The organism is Prosthecobacter sp. (genome assembly GCF_029946185.1).
Taxonomy (GTDB): domain Bacteria; phylum Verrucomicrobiota; class Verrucomicrobiia; order Verrucomicrobiales; family Verrucomicrobiaceae; genus Prosthecobacter.
Genome location: NZ_JAQSEA010000256.1, coordinates 1 through 16332, shown reverse-complemented (window position 1 = coordinate 16332; position 16332 = coordinate 1). Strand labels below are relative to the sequence as shown.

The 16332-nt window shown below is 58.8% G+C and carries 16 protein-coding genes; 9 read left to right on the top strand and 7 right to left on the bottom strand.

Translation table 11 applies throughout. The annotated features are described in order from the left end of the window. The coding region (locus tag PSV43_RS21260) for a hypothetical protein (RefSeq protein WP_300202394.1) at nucleotides 1–559 on the bottom strand (559 nt) is incomplete at its 3' end. Between the two features lie 29 nt (nucleotides 560–588). Continuing rightward, a complete protein-coding gene (locus PSV43_RS21255; RefSeq protein ID WP_300202391.1) occupies nucleotides 589–2076 on the bottom strand; it encodes an MFS transporter in 1488 nt (495 codons plus the stop codon). 112 nt (nucleotides 2077–2188) lie between these two features. Between PSV43_RS21255 and PSV43_RS21250 the strand changes: the two genes are divergently transcribed. The 3 genes from PSV43_RS21250 (at nucleotide 2189) to PSV43_RS21240 (ending at nucleotide 4563) form a co-directional block, all read left to right on the top strand. Then, a complete protein-coding gene (locus PSV43_RS21250; protein ID WP_300202388.1) occupies nucleotides 2189–3214 on the top strand; it encodes a methyltransferase in 1026 nt (341 codons plus the stop codon). Between the two features lie 52 nt (nucleotides 3215–3266). Next, a complete protein-coding gene (locus PSV43_RS21245; RefSeq protein WP_300202386.1) occupies nucleotides 3267–3788 on the top strand; it encodes a hypothetical protein in 522 nt (173 codons plus the stop codon). A 175-nt stretch (nucleotides 3789–3963) separates the two neighbouring features. Continuing rightward, a complete protein-coding gene (locus PSV43_RS21240; protein WP_300202383.1) occupies nucleotides 3964–4563 on the top strand; it encodes a hypothetical protein in 600 nt (199 codons plus the stop codon). A 44-nt stretch (nucleotides 4564–4607) separates the two neighbouring features. Here PSV43_RS21240 and PSV43_RS21235 read toward each other — a convergent pair whose 3' ends face one another. The 5 genes from PSV43_RS21235 to PSV43_RS21215 all read right to left on the bottom strand — a co-directional run bounded on the left by PSV43_RS21235 (nucleotide 4608) and on the right by PSV43_RS21215 (nucleotide 9128). Then, entirely contained in the window at nucleotides 4608–5177 is a 570-nt protein-coding gene (locus PSV43_RS21235) for a transposase (protein ID WP_300202380.1), read from the bottom strand. A 79-nt stretch (nucleotides 5178–5256) separates the two neighbouring features. Then, nucleotides 5257–6351, bottom strand: a complete 1095-nt coding sequence (locus tag PSV43_RS21230) for an iron-containing alcohol dehydrogenase (RefSeq protein WP_300202377.1) — start codon at nucleotides 6349–6351, stop codon at nucleotides 5257–5259. Nucleotides 6352–6369: 18 nt separating this feature from the next. After that, a complete protein-coding gene (locus tag PSV43_RS21225) occupies nucleotides 6370–7659 on the bottom strand; it encodes a class I SAM-dependent RNA methyltransferase (protein WP_300202374.1) in 1290 nt (429 codons plus the stop codon). An 8-nt stretch (nucleotides 7660–7667) separates the two neighbouring features. After that, the gene (locus tag PSV43_RS21220; protein WP_300202371.1) at nucleotides 7668–8360 is read right to left on the bottom strand and encodes an outer membrane lipoprotein-sorting protein; all 693 of its coding nucleotides are present in this window, start codon (nucleotides 8358–8360) and stop codon (nucleotides 7668–7670) included. A gap of 72 nt (nucleotides 8361–8432) precedes the next feature. Next, nucleotides 8433–9128 (bottom strand): outer membrane lipoprotein-sorting protein, encoded by a 696-nt coding sequence (locus PSV43_RS21215; protein ID WP_300202368.1) that lies wholly within the window; start codon nucleotides 9126–9128, stop codon nucleotides 8433–8435. A 70-nt stretch (nucleotides 9129–9198) separates the two neighbouring features. Between PSV43_RS21215 and PSV43_RS21210 the strand changes: the two genes are divergently transcribed. The 6 genes from PSV43_RS21210 to PSV43_RS21185 all read left to right on the top strand — a co-directional run. Beyond that, nucleotides 9199–10671: a glycosyltransferase family 39 protein gene (locus tag PSV43_RS21210; RefSeq protein WP_300202365.1), complete on the top strand. Its 1473-nt coding sequence runs from the start codon at nucleotides 9199–9201 to the stop codon at nucleotides 10669–10671. Between the two features lie 16 nt (nucleotides 10672–10687). Next, the gene (locus tag PSV43_RS21205) at nucleotides 10688–11404 is read left to right on the top strand and encodes a glycosyltransferase family 2 protein (RefSeq protein ID WP_300202362.1); all 717 of its coding nucleotides are present in this window, start codon (nucleotides 10688–10690) and stop codon (nucleotides 11402–11404) included. 60 nt (nucleotides 11405–11464) lie between these two features. Next, nucleotides 11465–12439 carry a hypothetical protein gene (locus tag PSV43_RS21200; protein ID WP_300202359.1) on the top strand — a complete coding sequence of 325 codons (975 nt, stop codon included), beginning with the start codon at nucleotides 11465–11467 and terminating at the stop codon, nucleotides 12437–12439. 15 nt (nucleotides 12440–12454) lie between these two features. Next, the gene (locus PSV43_RS21195) at nucleotides 12455–12787 is read left to right on the top strand and encodes a hypothetical protein (RefSeq protein WP_300202356.1); all 333 of its coding nucleotides are present in this window, start codon (nucleotides 12455–12457) and stop codon (nucleotides 12785–12787) included. Between the two features lie 60 nt (nucleotides 12788–12847). Next, entirely contained in the window at nucleotides 12848–13933 is a 1086-nt protein-coding gene (locus PSV43_RS21190; protein ID WP_300202353.1) for a TIM barrel protein, read from the top strand. Nucleotides 13934–14200: 267 nt separating this feature from the next. After that, nucleotides 14201–16332, top strand: a 2132-nt coding sequence (locus tag PSV43_RS21185) for a RecQ family ATP-dependent DNA helicase (protein ID WP_300202350.1), incomplete at its 3' end; no start/stop codon positions are given.

The window sequence follows — 16332 nt, the reverse complement described above, 5'->3', positions numbered from 1 at the left end:
GTCGTGAAATCTGGCTCCGGGTCTCCGGGCCTGAGAATTCTTCCACAGACTTGATTTCAACGAGTTTTCGATTTTTCGAGCTTTCGATCTGATCCTTGATCTGGGCATATCTGTCTTGTGCTGCTTCAAGCAGCGCGAAGTCGGTCAGCGTTTGCTCGTAGATCCGATGCATGCGTATTCCGTCGATGCTGGCCTGACGCATGCCTACCCCTGCGCTTGCGAACATGTAAGCGCTCAACCCTAATCCGAGCACTCCCAAACTCATCAATCCAGTCTTGCAGATCGCATGAACTTTGGGTTTCCTCCGAAACGAGATTCCGCACAAAAAGAGAACGCCTCCAAGAACGATCAACGGATAAAGCGCATGATAAACCACATGTTGTAACGTGAAAGCTGCGCTGAAATGCCCAGAGATGCTGCTCTGGTGGTCCTCCATGATTGTTTGTGCGCTCGGCACAATGATCATGACCGCGAACCATATTCCCGTCAGTCCAACGGAACACACCAGCGCCCATGCTACAAGGCCCCAAGGGGAAAGCGGCTTTTGCTCGTCTGACATGACGTTGTGGCAATTGAACGGAGCTCGATTCAACCTTCCTCCGCCTTCGGTTCGGGCAGGAGGAAGCCGAGGGCGAAGCTGATGACGACGATGCAACTGGCGACAATGCCGGCGGCTTTGGCGACGTGCATGGGGAGCATGGGGCCGTTGCCGGCGAGCATGGGGGCGACGAGATTGGTGGTGACGAAGGCCATGCTGGTGCCGATCATGCGACCGCCGACGTTGGTGGCGAAGCTGCCGCCGGTGCCGCGCAGATGCATGGGGAACACCTTGGGCAGGTATTCGCCGAAGTAACTGAACTGAGCGACGGTGAGGAGGCCGCAGATGCCATAGGCCCAGAGGAAGGTGTGGCCGCCCTGTTCGAAGTAATAGAAGTAGGTCAGCGGGAGGATGATGAGGGCGGGAACTTGGAAGATCTTCAGCAAGGCGACGCGGCGGATGCCAATGATGAGAAGGATGGCCAGAGCGATTCGACCCACGAGGCCACCGATTTCCTGATGGAGCTGCACGGTATTGGCCATCTTTTTCACGGCATCATTGAGGGGGAGTTGCTGACCGAAGTTGGCCTTGATCTGAGCGATGAGGTCTTTGCGCGCTGGATCGTCGGCGGGCAGTGCATTGAGCTGCTTGTTGAGGTTTTCACCGGCTTTGCGCAGAGGGGCGAGCGCCTTGGACTCGGTGCGGAGTTCGGGCAGACCTGGTGTGACACGGGCGACGGTGACCTGCAGTGCACCAAAGGCGATGCCGTAGGCGCAGGCTGACAGGGCGGCGGTGACCAAGGTCACGCGACGCAGTTCTGGCGCGAACAGGGCGGCAAAGCTGGGACGCTTGAGCGTGCCGGCGGCTTTCTTGTCTTTCCACACCTTGGATTCTGGCACAAAGGGAAGCAGCAAGGCGATGGGGATGGCCGGGAGGATACCCGTCATGAGGAGGTAGCGCCATGAGGCGGGTGCATCGGAGCCCAGGCCAAAGGGGAGGCTGATGTGGGGGAGGTCCGCGCCGTGCTTGATGACCCATGCGCTGACCATCGTCACAAAGATGCCGCCGAGGGATGCAAAGGCCTGGGTGATGCCCATCCACTTTTCCTTCTGCTTTTTGTCTTCGAAAACTTCGGCGAGCCAGGTGATGGCGGCGACAAACTCGACACATACGCCGATGAAGGTGGTGCTGCGGAAAAACACGAACATCTCCAGCGAGGTGGAGTAGGCTGCGCAGAACGGTGAGAATGAGTAGAGGAAGATGGATGCGGCCATGATCTTCTTGCGGCCGAATTGATCGACGAGCCAGCCGCCGAGCAGACCGAAGACGCCGCCGCAGAGGGCGGCGATCCAGAGGAGATTGCCCACCCAGGTGGTCACGATGGGGTTGTTCATCGGGAGCTTGAGCAGTTCGGCGATGGCCGGGGCCGCGACGAGGGGCGTCATCAGGAGCTCATAGGTGTCAAACAAGAAGCCAATGCTGGCGATGATGATGATGAGCCAGTGAGTGGTGGTGAGTTTGGGTGCGGGAGAGGACATGGCGGGGCGATGCTGTCAGGAGATGGGAGGCAAGTCAACGGGCGGCGTGTCCGAAGTCTTTTTTCATTTCTTTCGTTTCTTTCGGCCATCCGCTAGAAATCAATGCCACACCATGCCACACGACCTTACCTCCGCGCCTGCCACTGACCCGCTTAACATCTATCGTTACCGTGACTGCCTGTATGCCGCTGACATGGTGACGGCGGCGCTGAGTGTGGATTTTTTCACGTGGCTGTCGGCGAATCCGTCTTCGCTGGCGGGTGTCTGTGAGCACTTTGGATTCACGGAGCGTCCGGCGGATACGATGATGACGTTGTTTGCGGCGAATGGGTGGGTGAGAAATGTTGGAGGTGTGTTTGAGACGACGGAGGTGACTGGTGAGTTTTTGTGCGCGGGAACGGTGTGGGATGTGAGGCCTTATTATGCGTCCCTGCATGACCGGCCTATCGCGCGTGATTTTTTGGAGGTGCTCAAGACGGACAAGCCGGCGGGGTGGAGTGGAGACAAGAAGGCCTTTGACTGGCACAAGGCGATGGAGCAGGAGGATTTCGCTCGGAAGTTTACGGCGGCGATGGACTGCCGTGGCGTGTATCTCTCGCAGGCGCTGGCGAAGAAGCTGGACCTCAGCGGGCGGGCGCGTCTGCTGGATATCGGCGCGGGTTCGGGGATCTATGCGTGTGGGATTGCTGCGCAGCACACGCACATGAAGGCGGTCGCGTTTGATCAGGCACCGGTGGATCGGATCGCGGGCAAATTGATCGAGGAGCGTGGCTGTGCAGAGCGTGTGAGCGTGGCGACGGGCAACATGTTTGATGGACTGCCTGCGGGATTTGATGTGCATCTCTATTCCAACGTGCTGCATGACTGGGGCGTGCCGGAAGTGAAGAAGCTGCTGGCTGTTTCACATGCGGCGCTGCCAGTGGGCGGGCTGCTGATCATTCATGATGCGATCATCAATGCAGACAAGACGGGGCCTCTGCATGTGGCTGAGTATTCATGTCTGCTGATGCATTCTACGCAGGGGAAATGCTACAGTGTGGGCGAGTATGCGGCACTGCTGGATGAGGCGGGTTTCACGCCGGGCGAGTATCATGACACGATCATTGCGCGTGGATTCATGACTGCGATTCGACGTTAAAAATTAAATTGTGCAAAGAAACCGACTTGTCGTATCGTCTCAGTGTTCGCTTATGAAATTCTTCACGCTGCTTTCTATTCTCGCTCTTGCCGCATCCGTGCGCGCTGAGACCACACTCACCATGACTGGCGTGCACAACTGCTGCGGCAGCTGCGCCAAGGGAATCACCAAAGCCGGATCGATCGGTGAAGGTGTCACGATCGACGTGCCTGAAAAGAGCACGACGGTGACCATCACCTCGAAGAAGAAGGGCGATGCCATGAAAGCCGCTGAGGCGATCATTGCCGCAGGATACTTCGGGAAGATCGAAGGTGGTGAACCTTCCAAGTCCGCCAGCAAAACAACGGCGAGCAAGAAGCCGGAAGTGAAGATGACGAAGGCTACTGTTTCCGGCGTGCATCTCTGCTGCAAGAAGTGCGAGACTGCCGCTGCCAATGCGGTGAAGACCGTTCCTGGCATCACGAAGAGCGACATCGTCGCCAAGTCCACTTCATTCACTGTCGAGGGCGAGTTCACCAAAGCCGAACTGACGGCCGCCCTCAATGACGCTGGCTTTGCCGGTGTCATCAAATAACTACCGCAACCAACAACGAGCGGGGCCGGGGTTTGCGAAAGCGACCCCGGCTTTCTTTTTGGTTGTGTGAGCGTTCATCTTGCAGAGAAAGACGGGGGCAGCCGGGATGGTTGCTCTAAATGGAAAGCGTTTAGAAGCTTGACGATTGGAATAAAATTGTGGTTTTATCCTGCTTATGAATCGGAAAAACATATGGGTGGGCGTCATTGCCTTGATTAGCGTCAGTCTGAATATCGCCGGGCAGCAACCGGGTAAAGGCAGCAAGGCGGAACTGGACAAAAAATATCCCTCACTGCATATCCAGGCCAAAGTGGGCAAGCGGAACAGTCCGGTCGGAGGGTCGTCGTACATGATGACGATGACGATGACGCCGGAGATTATCATTGAGAGTGCACGCACTCAGCCCATGGCTTCGGCTTCCGCCACCTTCCTGCTGGTGACGATGGAGACGTCGGCCAAATACCAGCGAGGCCAAGAAGAGCTCATTATTGCCACGTCCGAGACCCTGGGAATTCCCGCCGTGCCAAAGGGTTCTCGTCGCAGCGTTGAATTCAAAGCTTTATCGACGCGCTATGATTCCGATCGTGACAGCAGCAATGTGGGCGGGCACGAGTATAAATACTACATCATGGCGGTGTTCGCGGATGACAATCAGTTCCTCCATTTTGAGACCAACTGCCCTGAGCTGTCGAGGTATCTGCAATCGCATCCGGATTTGCGGGTTAAGTTTCTTGGGATGAAGCCTGGGGAGACGTTCAAGACGAATTTTAAGTGACGGGGGAGTAGGGTGCGCAGCTTCGCTTGAGCAGGCTCTACCCATCACTCGGGCTGAAAATCATCATCTATTTTGAGCCGGTCGGTCTTGAACCGTGAAATCGCTTTCGCCATCGCGGGTGGAGTCATTTTCTCAAACCAAGCCGCTGAGCACCAGGGGTAATCCCGTGAATCTTCGACCAGTCCGTGCTTTGCCGGGTTGTTGTGTGTGTAATTCAATCGTGCGAAATAAGAGGTCTGCTGTGTGAGCAGAGTTTCCCAGTAGTTGTGCCAGACTTTGCGATCTGGTGTGCCGTCGAGTTTGTTTACCCATCGGGACAAGGGGCCGTGCAGGGCGCGGATCATCTTGGGTAGTGATTCGGCGTCCGCTGCGTCAGACGGTGTTTTGGCGATGAAGTGGTAGTGATTGGAGAAGACGGACCATGCTTCGAGTCGCCAGCCGAACTGGTGGGTGATGGTCAGGAGGCCGCGCTGGAGGACGTCTAGGCGGGTGGGATCGCGGAAGTGATGCTGTTTGAGGTGTGTGGCGGCGGTGATGAAGTAGATGCCGCTGGCGTCTAGGAGATGGGTGGGAGCGTGCGGCCAGGGTGGGGGCTGATCTGGACTCCTGGGCATGGGTGCTTTGAGAGGCTGGGGTGACTTGGCTTTTGTGGGTGTGGCGAGAGCGGCGCTGAAGCGCCGCACTCCGGGGACGCTATCGCGCGGTGCGTAAAATGCTGACCAGTTCGTCGTGCGACAGTGAAGCGGGGTTTGCTTTCATGCTGCTGGCGGCTGCGGCTTTTTGGGCGATTTCGTTGAGGTCGGCGTCTGTGATGCCCCAGTGGCTGAGCTTGGGAATTTGGAGGCGTGAGGTGAGGGCGTGGAGATAGGATATGGCATCTCCGCCTAGCATGGAATCGACTTGAGTGAACTTGGTGCGGTCTGTGACGCGCTTGGAGTTGGCCTCCCAAACGGGGGCGAGGAGGGCGGCGCAGACGGCTCCATGGGGGGCGTGAAACATGCCGCCGATGGGGGCGGCGAAACCGTGGACGGCTCCGAGGCCGGCGTTGGCGAGGGCGATGCCGCTGTTGAGCGCGCAGAGGGCCATGTCTTCACGAGCTTCAAGGTCGTGGCCGTTTTGGAAGGCGCGTTCGAGGGAGCGAATGGCGCGCTGGATGCCATCGAGGCAGAGGGCGTCGGTCATGGGCTGCGCACGGGAGCAGACGAAGGCTTCGAGGCATTGGGTGAGGGCATCCATGCCGCTGGCGGCGGTGATGGCGGGCGGGACATCGATGGCGAGTTCGGGATCGATCAAGGCGATGCGGGGCAGCATGGAGACATGACGCAGGCTGGCTTTGACGCGGTGCTCTGGGCTGGCGATGACGGCGTTTCTGGTGGCTTCGGCGCCGGTGCCGGCGGTGGTGGGTACGGCGATGTAGGGCAGAGGGGCGGCATCGAGCGATTTGCCTGCGCCGATGACTTCGATGTAGCGCATCAAATCATCGGGCTGCGTAGCCATGGCGGCGATGGCTTTGCCGGCATCGACGACGCTGCCACCGCCGAGGGCGACGATGACATCAGCGCCATGCTGTTTGGCGAGCGCGACGCCGGTTGTGATGTCTTCGACGGTGGGTTCACCGCGAATGGAGTGGACGGCTACATGCGGTAGGTGCGCTTCCCATTGCTGGGGACGGCTGCCGGTGATGAGGAGGGTGCGCTGGCCGAAGCTGCGGCAGAGTTCGGGCAACTCGCGGAAGACGCCGCGACCGAAGATGATACGCTGGGCGGTGGCGAATTCGAAACGGTTCATGGGCGCAGCGCGTTGATGTCAGGCGGCGGCAGGGAGTTCGGATTCTTCGATGGGCACGCTCTCTGTATAGGAATGCTGAGCGACGTATGCATCGGGATCGCGGCTCAGGGTCATGACGCATTCGAGATGCTTGGTCTGCGGGAAGAGATCGAAGGGCTGCACGGTGCCGAGCTTGAATCCGGCTTCGGTGAAGAGGACGAGATCGCGCATTTGAGTGGCGGGATTGCAGGAGATGTAAACGACGCCTTTGGGGCCGAAGGCGAAGAGCTGCTGCAAGAACTCGGGGCTGCTGCCAGCGCGCGGTGGATCGATGATGACCACGGTGTCGGATCCGGCATGCGGGACGTCTTTGAAAACGTGCTGGGCATCTGCAGCGATGAAGCGGCAGTTGGTGAGGGAATTGATCTCAGCGTTGTGGGCGGCTTTTTTGACGGCGCTTTCGGAGATCTCGACGCCGATGACCTGTTCGAATTCGCGTGCGGCGCTGATGGCGAAGAGGCCGCTGCCGCAGTAGGCATCGACTAGATATTTCGCGCCGGTGGCTTTGGCTTCGTCAATGGCGTGGCGGACGAACTTGGGCAGAATGAAGGGATTGTTCTGGAAGAAGTCGCCGGCCTGGAACTCGAAGCGGACGCCGTCCACTTCTTCGATGGCGATTTCATCGGGACGGGTGAGGACGCCGTTATCGGCGGCACGCATGAGGAGAGTGGCACCGTTTTTGAACTCGGCGGAGTTTGCGCGGGCGCGCTCGCGGACGGTGGCGAGCTGCGCATTGAGTTCGGGCATGGCGATGGGGCACTGCTCGACATCGACCATGGCATTGCGGGTGCGGGCGCGGAGGAAGCCGATGGCACCGATGCCGCCCTCCTTGGGGCGCTGAAAGTGGGGGGTGATCTTGGAGCGGTAGCCGTATTGGACGGGTGAGGGGATCACCGGGGAGACGGGATGCTCGATTTTGGCCATGTGCTTGAGCAGATCGGAGACCTGGCGTTGCTTCGAGAGCAACTGCTCTTCATAGGCGAGGTGCTGGTACTGGCAGCCGCCGCACTGGCCGAACAAGTTGCACAGTGGGGTGACGCGGTTCGGTGCTGGCTCAATGACTGAGACGAAGTCGGCCTCGCTGTAGTTCTTGTGATTGCGGAAGACGCGGCACTTCACCAGCTCTCCGGCGAGCGTGAACGGAACGAAGACGACCCAGCCATCGACACGGGCGACTCCAGCGCCCTCATTGGTGAGGCTTTCGATGCGGACGTCCAGCTCCTGGTGATAGGCGAAGGGGTGGGGTTTAAATTTGCGCGGCGGTTGCATGCGTCGCGTTAGGGTTTTGCGGGTTTGTTCATCTTCATGTAGGTGCGGCCTTGGATTTTGCCGCTGGCGGGATCGAGAGTTTCGAACCGCAGTTCTTTCAAAGCATTGGTGCCATTCACTTTCTGGATCTTGGTGACTTCGTAGCGTTTGATGACCTTGCTGCTGCGGTCGTAGGCTGCCATCTTTGCCGCGCCACCGCTGGCCTGATGCACCCAGATGTCCACGGCATAGTAGGGGCCTTGTCTGCCGGGGTTCATGACTCGCACGATCCAGCACTTCTGACCGCTGACACGGGCTTCACCCATGAGCTGCGGGCGCGGCCAGTAGAGAAAGCCGAGAGAGAGATCTTCATAGTTCAAGTCCATGCCGCGCACCTGGCTGCCAAGCTGGCTGGATGGAACCTGCTTTGAGGTGCCGCTGCGAACCTGATAGAGCTTGGCGGGAGAGGTGTTGAAATCGAGACGGATGGTCTCGGGTGGTGGGTTGGTGAACAGGAAGCTCATGATCTGATTTCCCATGGTGAGCTCCAGTGGTTCGGTGCGGCCGGAGTCGCTGTCACGCAGTTCGCCCTGCAGCTTTTGGTTCTGCCCGGCGTAGCTTTGACGCACATCGAGCAGGATTTGCTCAGCGGTCTTCGGCTGCGCCGCTGAGGCTTGCAGAGACGAGGCGAAAAGCAGTGTGGCGAGAATGATGAATTTCATGACGGTTCAGGTGCAGGGAGGGAGACGACGAGAGGCGAGGTTCTCCGCTTCTCTCCTGCCTGAGGCGTTGCGTTACTTATTCTTTACCGGATCTTCCAGCTTCATGTAGGTGCGGCCGATGACATCGCCGTTGGCGGGATTGATGGACTCGATGCGCAGCTCCTTCAGCGTCGTCGCGCCTTCGACTTTCTGCACCTTCGTCACCTGGTAGCGTTTCACGACTTTGCTCTGGCGATTAAAGGCTGCCATCTTTGCAGCGCCGCCGCTGCCCTGATGGACCCAGAGATCCACCACGTAGTAGGGGCCCTGGCTGCTGGGGTTGGTGACACGGACGATCCAGCATTTCTGGCCGCTGACACGGTCTTCGCCCATGAGCTGGGGACGCGGCCAGTAGAGGAAGCCGAGGGAGAGGTCTTCGTAGTTGAACTCCATGCCGCGCACTTTGTTGCCATGCTGGGCGTCAGGCACCACGGACGAGCCGCCAGCGCGCACCTGATACAGGGTGGCTGGCGAGGTGTTCATATCCAGATGCACGATTTCGGGTGGCGGATTTTTAAACAGGAAGCGCATGACCCGGTCTTCCATCGTGAGGGTCATGGGTTCGGTGCGACCGGAGTTGTCGTCACGCAATGAGCCATTCATTTTGTAGTTTTGCAGGGCGTAGCTGTTCTGCACGATGCGAATGATTTGCTCGGCGGTTTTCGGCTGTGGGTCTTCGGCACGCAGCAAGGATGCGAGCAGCAGCGGGAGCAGAAAGAGACGTTTCATAAGAGTGGGGAGATTGGAGACGACACTTTGACTTGTCGGCGGCGTCCTCTATTCAATGCGCTCAACCACCATGCAGCGCCAGCGCTTTCTCCTTGCCGCCCTTGGCCTGCTCACGCTCTGGCGCTGGGCGCTGCTGCCGACGCTGGAACTCGCGCCGGGTGAGGCGCTGGCGGTTTTCTGCGTCAAACATGGTCTGTGGGGCAGTTTTTTTGAGATGGGGCCGCTGGTGCCGCTCGTGGCCAGGCTGGGGATGCTGATTGGTGGTGGGGGTGAATTTGGAGTGAGGTTCTTTGCGCCGCTGCTGGCGCTGGCGGCATCGCTGATGGTGTGGCGGCTTGCACGTGAGCTGTTTGATGAGCAGATCGCGGGCTGGGCGGTGGTGATCGTGAATGTGCTGCCTGCTTTCAATCTCGCTGCTGTCACGCTGACTCCGGGGACCATTGCCTGCGTGCTGGTGCCGGCAGCGGCGCTGTGTGTGCGCCGTGCGCTGGTGAAGGGTGATGCGCTGAACCGGGCGTGGTGGTGGGCTTCGGCGTGCGTGGCGGGTACGGCGCTGGCGCAGCCGCCCGCCCTGGCCACGATGGCGGCGGTGGTGTGCGTCTTTGGGTTGTCCAAGCGGCTGCGGCATCACCTGAATGGTTCGGGTTTCAGGGCTGTCTTGGCTGCATGGTCGGTGGTGGTGCTGTGCTGGGTGATCTGGCAGGGTGTGCATGGCTGGCCGGTGTTTGTGGCGGGGCATTGGCTGCCGGAGTGGCGTGTGATTCCGAATGTGCTGCGCTGGATTGTGCTCGCTTCGCCGCTGCTGCTGGGGCTGTTTGTGCTGGCTGTGCGTGCGGGATTCAGGAGTGGGATGCTGGAGTCCCAGCGCAGCCTGCCGATGGCGATGCTGCTGCCGCTGGCGGCGCTCGATTTTTTTTATGGACCGCATGAAGGCTGGCCGGACACGGGTGGTGTGGTGTGGATGCTGTTCGGGGCGATGCTGCTTGCGCACCGCAGCACGGTGGCCCGCACGGCGGTGATCGAGCAGAAGATCAGCCTGCGCACGGTCACCATTGTGCTCGCTGCGCTGCAAAGCGCCTTTCTGCTGCAGACGGATCTGCCGCGCACGCTGGGGCTGGCATGGCGATTTTCAGACAAGCCCGGTGCCGAGACCGACTATACGCATGCATTGAGCGCTGATCCTTCCAAGAGCATGCGTGGCTGGCGTGAAAGTGCTGGAGTCGTTTCTGCGGTGCTGAAGCAGGCGGGTGGAGAGGGGGTGTGGTTCGTCCTCGCGGGTGACTGGCGGCTCGCGGTGGAGCTGGATCACTACCTCGGCGGGACCGAAGCGGTACAGTTTGCTGCCAGCGATCTGCGCTCTTTTGCTGGGCGTAGCGCGCTGTTTGTCACTGAGGAGAGGGCGGCGAGCGGAGTGTCTGATTCTCTGAAAAATCGGTTTCAGCGCATGGAGTTGCTCTCGGTTGCACGGGTCATGCATGCGGGGAATGAGGTGCGTTGGTTGAAAATCTTCGCTTGCCACGATTATCGAGCGCCCGACTTTTGACGCCCTTTTCGCCTCCATGCCTTCATCACCTGCCATTTCCGTCGTCGTGCCGCTCTACAATGAGGAGGACAATGTCGTGGAGATGCAGGAGCAGATCGACAAAGTCCTGGGAGGACGGGATTACGAACTGGTGCTGGTGGATGATGGATCGAAGGATCAGACGCTGGCGCGGGTGCAGCGAGGTGAGCGGGTGCGAGTGATCGTTTTTGAAAAGAACAGCGGGCAGAGCGCTGCGATGCATGCGGGCATCTATGCTGCGCTGGGAGATGTGATTGTGACGCTGGATGGCGATCTGCAAAATGACCCTGCGGACATTCCCGCGATGATTGCGAAGCTGGATGAAGATGGCGGCTATGACCTGGTGTGCGGCTACCGTGCGAAGCGCAAGGATACCACGTTCAAGCGGCTGCAGAGCCGCATCGCCAATTTTGTGCGCTCCCGTTTTGTGGGTGATCATGTGCGCGATACGGGCTGCACGCTCAAGGTGATGCGCCGTGACTGCCGCGAGGCTCTGCTGCTCTTCAACGGGATGCACCGTTTTATTCCCGCTCTCATTCGCAACATGGGCTGGCGCGTGACTGAAATGCCGGTGAACCACCGCGCGCGTATTCATGGCGTGAGCAAGTATGGCTTTGGCAACCGGGCGCTGCGTGCGACGATGGACATGTTTGGCGTGCGCTGGTTGAACAGCCGACGCACGCGCTATGTGATTCGTGAGGAGCGCCGTGGCTGATGTGTTTCTGTTGTTGACTAGACAACTGCTTCGCAGCCATGCTGTAACACAGGACCAAGGATGAACCTACGCGAACAACTGCGACTACTGCTGCCCGAAATCTTACCGCATGATCCTGCGGATTCGATCAAGGGCACCGAACTCATCCGCCTTGTGCGGTTGCGCCTCGGCGATGGCTACAGCGATGCCACGCTGCGCTATCATTTTTCCATTCTCAGCTACGATCCCACGTCGCCCATTGCGAAGGTGGATCAGGGTCAGGGATACTACCAGAGGCAGAAGAAAACGGTGTCCGGCAGCAATGGAGTTGCCCGGCAGGGTTTGTTCGACAGCGAGATTGGCGAGAACGATCAGTGCTGGTCGCGCTATCTGCGGATGGTGGCCATCTATGAGCGGCTCTGTCTGCAGCGCTCGCGGTATCCGTTCCTGCTCAACCGCAACAACAGCGGGACGCCCAGCATGGAAGGTGAATGGGATATTCCTGATCTTGTGGTGGCTGACTGGGATCTCGACACTGGCAGTGATGACGCACCGCGCTTTGATGCGGCGATGCTTGATCTTCGCCGTCATCTGGGTGGACCCGAAGTGGGGCTGGCTGGTGTACAGCTCAAGCTCAGTGTCGCGCCTGATACCTTCAGCGCCGACTTTTTCCAAGCGCTGAGCGCCACGCGGTGGACGCTGCAGAGCGAGATCGTGATCGCAGAAGGGTTGAATGATGAGGCGCTAGTGGATGCTTTGCGCAGTCTCGGACATCAGTTTGGCGTGGGCATCAGCAGCCTTGGCATTCCGCTCACGGTGTTGGATGACCTTCCTTCTGCGAAGGAGCTCCGCGCGATGAGTGCGGCCGAGTTTGAGGCGGTACACCATCTGCTGCGCATTCAGAAGATCACGCTGCCGACGTCTCGGCAAACGCTCGACTGGGCTGCGCTGAATACGTTGCGGAAGAAGCATGACTCTGTGGCTGATCTGGTGCGATGGCTTTCTGAGTGTCTGGCGAAGCGGCAGCCGGAGTGGGTGGGTGGAGTGGTGAGGTGATTCACGACTGCTGCCATGCATAACGCCAAGGAGGAGCTGCTTAATGTTCTCAAGCAAACTAGGGAACTACTAGCACTTCGAGAAAACGATTTCAATTGGTCTCGCTGGGACAATGCTGGAGAAGCGTTGATTGAATTTGATCAGTTCGTTTCAAATATTGAGTTGGATTGCCTCTTCGACCTTTCAAGGCTCTCCACTCTTTTTGCCCCCACTGCTGCAATCCAAGAAGTTAGCCTGAGCAGCAGCTGGGGACAGGAATTCTTAGATGTGGCGGCGAGGTTTGACACTGCATTAGCCGGCTACCAGCATGAAATTCAAATTTGGATCTTCCAATCATCGCTTCGGTAAAAAAACTGTTGGTCGAGTGGGAGAAATGATTTCATTTTCGCACACGTTGTCTGAAGTCGTATGAATCGTCGCGCCTTTCTCACCTCTACTGCTGCTTTTGCGGCCGCTCTGCCTGCAGCGGGTGCGTTGCAGGGGAAGAAGATGGGGATTGTGATTCATTCGTATTGGAAGCGGTGGCAGGGGAAGTACTCCAATTTAAAGTATCCGCCGTTTGGGCATGCGCTGGATGTGCTGGATCACGTACGGGATCTGGGTGTGGGCGGGTTGCAGACTCTGGTGGGTGGGTGGACGAGTGAGTTTGCGGGGAAAGTGAGGGCGACGTGTGAATCTTACGGGATGAAGCTGGAGGGCAGCATCACTTTGCCCAGGAACGAGAATGATGTGGGGCGCTTTGAGAAGGAGGTGCGCATTGCCAAGGAAGCGGGGGCTGTGATTTTTCGTTCTGCGACGGGTGGGCGGCGCTATGAATTGTTTTCAAGTCTGGAGGATTTTACGCATTGGAAAGACGGTGCATTTAGATCCATGCAGCTTGCGGAGCCGGTTGCACGGAGGCAGCGGGTGAAGATTGGCATTGAGAATCACAAGGATTTCCATGCGGCGGAACTGGCGGAGTTGCTGGGGCGACTCAGCAGTCCGCACATCGGTGCGTGTGTCGATACGGGTAACAGCATCGCTTTGCTGGAAGATCCGATGACGGTGGTGGAGACGCTCGCGCCCTATGCGGTGACGACGCACATCAAGGACATGGCGGTGCAGGAGATGCCGACGGGTTTTTTGCTGGCGGAGGTGCCGCTGGGCGAGGGGATCCTGGATCTGCCGCGCATGTTTGCCTTGTTTGAGAAGTACAATCCGGACATCGACTACTATCTGGAGATGATCACGCGGGATCCGCTGGATATTCCGTGTCTCAAACCGGGCTATTGGGCCACCTTTCCTGACAAGCCGGGTGCGGAGCTGGCCCGCACGCTGACGATGGTGCGTGAGCGCAAGGCGGACAAGATGCCCAAGACTGCCGGACTCAGGCTGGAGGAGGCGCTGGAGTTTGAAGAGGGGAACATCGTGAAGTGTCTCCGGCAGGCGGGTGAGAAGTATGGGTTTACGCCCACGCTGAAGCCGAGGGCTGCTGGGAATAAGGATGAGCATTGAGTGGCCGCAAAGAGGCGCAAAAGGCTGGGTGTGTTCGGCGTCGAAAGGATTCCGGTGTTCCGCCAGTCTCTTCGCCAAACCGCCCGGCTTCGAGGGTGTGCGCATGCTGCCGTGTTTGCAGCACGCTGGGGGACGGGCGGGCTGTCGCCACACCCATCCTACGACCTGGCATGATGCGCCGCATCCAAAGTGTTGTTTGAGAGCTAACGTTTGTTATTTTTGCGTCTTCTTGCGGCCAATCCTTGCAGCATGCATGATGCGGGGTCCGTGTCCGACCTTCTTCCAACCGCTGCCTCCACTCCTATTCACGACGCCAAGATGGCGTTGCAGAAGTATTTTGGTTTTCGGGAGTTTCTGGATGGGCAGGAAACGGTGATGGCAAACATCCTGAGCGGGCGGGACACGATGGTGATCATGCCCACGGGCGGCGGCAAATCGCTGTGCTACCAGCTTCCTGCGATGGTGATGGATGGTGTGACGGTGGTGGTGAGTCCGCTGATTGCCTTGATGAAGGATCAGGTGGATGCGCTTGAGAGGCGGGGCATTCCTGCGACGCTGATCAACAGCTCGATCTCGCTGGGCGAGCAGCAGGAGCGCATTGAGTCGCTGCGACGAGGGGATTACAAGCTGGTCTATGTGGCACCGGAGCGGTTTCGCAGCCGGGCGTTTACGAATGCGCTGAGGCAGGTGCAGATTGCGCTGGTGGCGGTGGATGAGGCGCACTGTCTTTCGCAATGGGGGCATGATTTCCGGCCTGATTACATGCGGCTGGGGGATGCGCTGGCGCAACTGGACCGGCCGCAGGTCGTGGCCCTGACGGCGACGGCGACGCCGGAGGTGAGGGATGACATTTTGAAGACGCTGGCGCTGCGTGATCCGTTTGTGACGATCCGTGGCTTTGAGCGGCCCAACCTGAGTTTGAACATCGCGCATACGAAATCGAACGCGGACAAGTATGAGCGGCTGAGGAAGATCATCACGCAGTTCAAGACGGGGATCATTTACTGTTCCACGCGTAAGCGTGTCGAGGAGGTCGGTGAGGAACTGCGTTCGTGGAAGCTGAAGGCGATCGAATACCACGGGGGGCTGGATGACAAGGAGCGTGAGTCGCGGCAGACGAAGTTCATTTCGAAGAAGGCGGATGTCGCGGTGGCGACCAATGCCTTTGGCATGGGGATTGACCGCTCTGATGTGCGGTTTGTGGTGCACTTCGATGTGCCTGGCAGTGTGGAGGCCTACTACCAGGAGGCAGGGCGTGCGGGACGTGATGGCGAGCCTTCGCAGTGTGACCTGTTTTTCAATTTTGCGGACACCAAGACGCAGGAGTTTTTCATTGATGGGAACAATCCCAGCGTGGACATCATCCGCAATGTGTACCAGACGCTGCTGAATGCGGCGGACTCCGCGAATGAGGTGCAGGCGTCGATTGATGACATCACGAAAAGTTCAGGGGCGAAGAACAGCATGGCGATTGGTTCGACGCTCAGCTATCTCGTCCGCAACGATTACATCGAGCGCTTTGACATACCCGGCAAACGCATCCGTGGGACGCGGCTGCTGCAACCGAATGTGCTGACGCGAGATTTGAAATTCGACACGGATGCTTTGAGAGATAAAGACCTGCGTGACCGCTCGAAGCTGAAGGCGATGGTTGAACTTTGCTATGACGACAAGGCCTGCCGTCAGGAGCAGATTTTGCGCTACTTCGGCGAGAGTGAAAGCACGCCCTGCGGCACCTGCGATGTGTGCCGGGCTGAAGGCGTTGAAGGGCCGCGAGAAGGGGGCGCGGACGAAGTCACGCTGCTACGGCAGGCGCTGAGCGGGATCGCCCGCATGTCCACGAAGCTGGCGGATGGCACCTGGGAAGGACGTTTTGGTAAAGGGCGCATCATCCAGATGCTTGTGGGCAGCAAGTCGAAGGAGATCGTGGATGCCGGGCATGACCAACTCACGACCTACGGGCTGCTTAAGGATGTGGGTACGCATGCGCTGCACCCGCTTTTTGTCGAAATCGAAAAACTGGGACTGATCGAGACCAGCGGGGGTGAGTATCCGAAGGTCACGCTGACTTCACGTGGTGCGGAGGTGATGAAGAAGGGGCAGAACGTGAAGATGCGCTGGCCTTCGATGCAGGCAGCGGTGACGAAGCCGAAGGGCAAGACGGCGCTGAACGAAGAACTTGCCGCGCGGGAGCTTGGGTTTGATGATGCGCTGTTTGAGAAGCTCAAGCGCCACCGCAGCACCATGGCGGAGGCGGAAGGCGTGCCGCCGTACCTCATTTTCAGCAATCAAACGCTGGAGTTTATGACGCGGCTGAAGCCGAAGACGATTGAAGCGGGGCTTAAAATTCGCGGGGTGGGTGAGAAGAAGGCGAAGGAGTATCTGCCGGACTTTATTCA

Excerpts from the sequence above, each read along its gene's own strand:
- PSV43_RS21225 (WP_300202374.1), bottom strand. The coding sequence starts at position 7,659 with ATGCAACCGCCGCGCAAATTTAAACCCCACCCCTTCGCCTATCACCAG.
- PSV43_RS21200 (WP_300202359.1), top strand. The coding sequence starts at position 11,465 with ATGAACCTACGCGAACAACTGCGACTACTGCTGCCCGAAATCTTACCG.
- PSV43_RS21190 (WP_300202353.1), top strand. The coding sequence starts at position 12,848 with ATGAATCGTCGCGCCTTTCTCACCTCTACTGCTGCTTTTGCGGCCGCT.
- PSV43_RS21240 (WP_300202383.1), top strand. The coding sequence starts at position 3,964 with ATGAATCGGAAAAACATATGGGTGGGCGTCATTGCCTTGATTAGCGTC.
- PSV43_RS21235 (WP_300202380.1), bottom strand. The coding sequence starts at position 5,177 with ATGCCCAGGAGTCCAGATCAGCCCCCACCCTGGCCGCACGCTCCCACC.
- PSV43_RS21230 (WP_300202377.1), bottom strand. The coding sequence starts at position 6,351 with ATGAACCGTTTCGAATTCGCCACCGCCCAGCGTATCATCTTCGGTCGC.
- PSV43_RS21205 (WP_300202362.1), top strand. The coding sequence starts at position 10,688 with ATGCCTTCATCACCTGCCATTTCCGTCGTCGTGCCGCTCTACAATGAG.
- PSV43_RS21220 (WP_300202371.1), bottom strand. The coding sequence starts at position 8,360 with ATGAAATTCATCATTCTCGCCACACTGCTTTTCGCCTCGTCTCTGCAA.
- PSV43_RS21250 (WP_300202388.1), top strand. The coding sequence starts at position 2,189 with ATGCCACACGACCTTACCTCCGCGCCTGCCACTGACCCGCTTAACATC.
- PSV43_RS21210 (WP_300202365.1), top strand. The coding sequence starts at position 9,199 with ATGCAGCGCCAGCGCTTTCTCCTTGCCGCCCTTGGCCTGCTCACGCTC.
- PSV43_RS21245 (WP_300202386.1), top strand. The coding sequence starts at position 3,267 with ATGAAATTCTTCACGCTGCTTTCTATTCTCGCTCTTGCCGCATCCGTG.
- PSV43_RS21215 (WP_300202368.1), bottom strand. The coding sequence starts at position 9,128 with ATGAAACGTCTCTTTCTGCTCCCGCTGCTGCTCGCATCCTTGCTGCGT.
- PSV43_RS21255 (WP_300202391.1), bottom strand. The coding sequence starts at position 2,076 with ATGTCCTCTCCCGCACCCAAACTCACCACCACTCACTGGCTCATCATC.
- PSV43_RS21195 (WP_300202356.1), top strand. The coding sequence starts at position 12,455 with ATGCATAACGCCAAGGAGGAGCTGCTTAATGTTCTCAAGCAAACTAGG.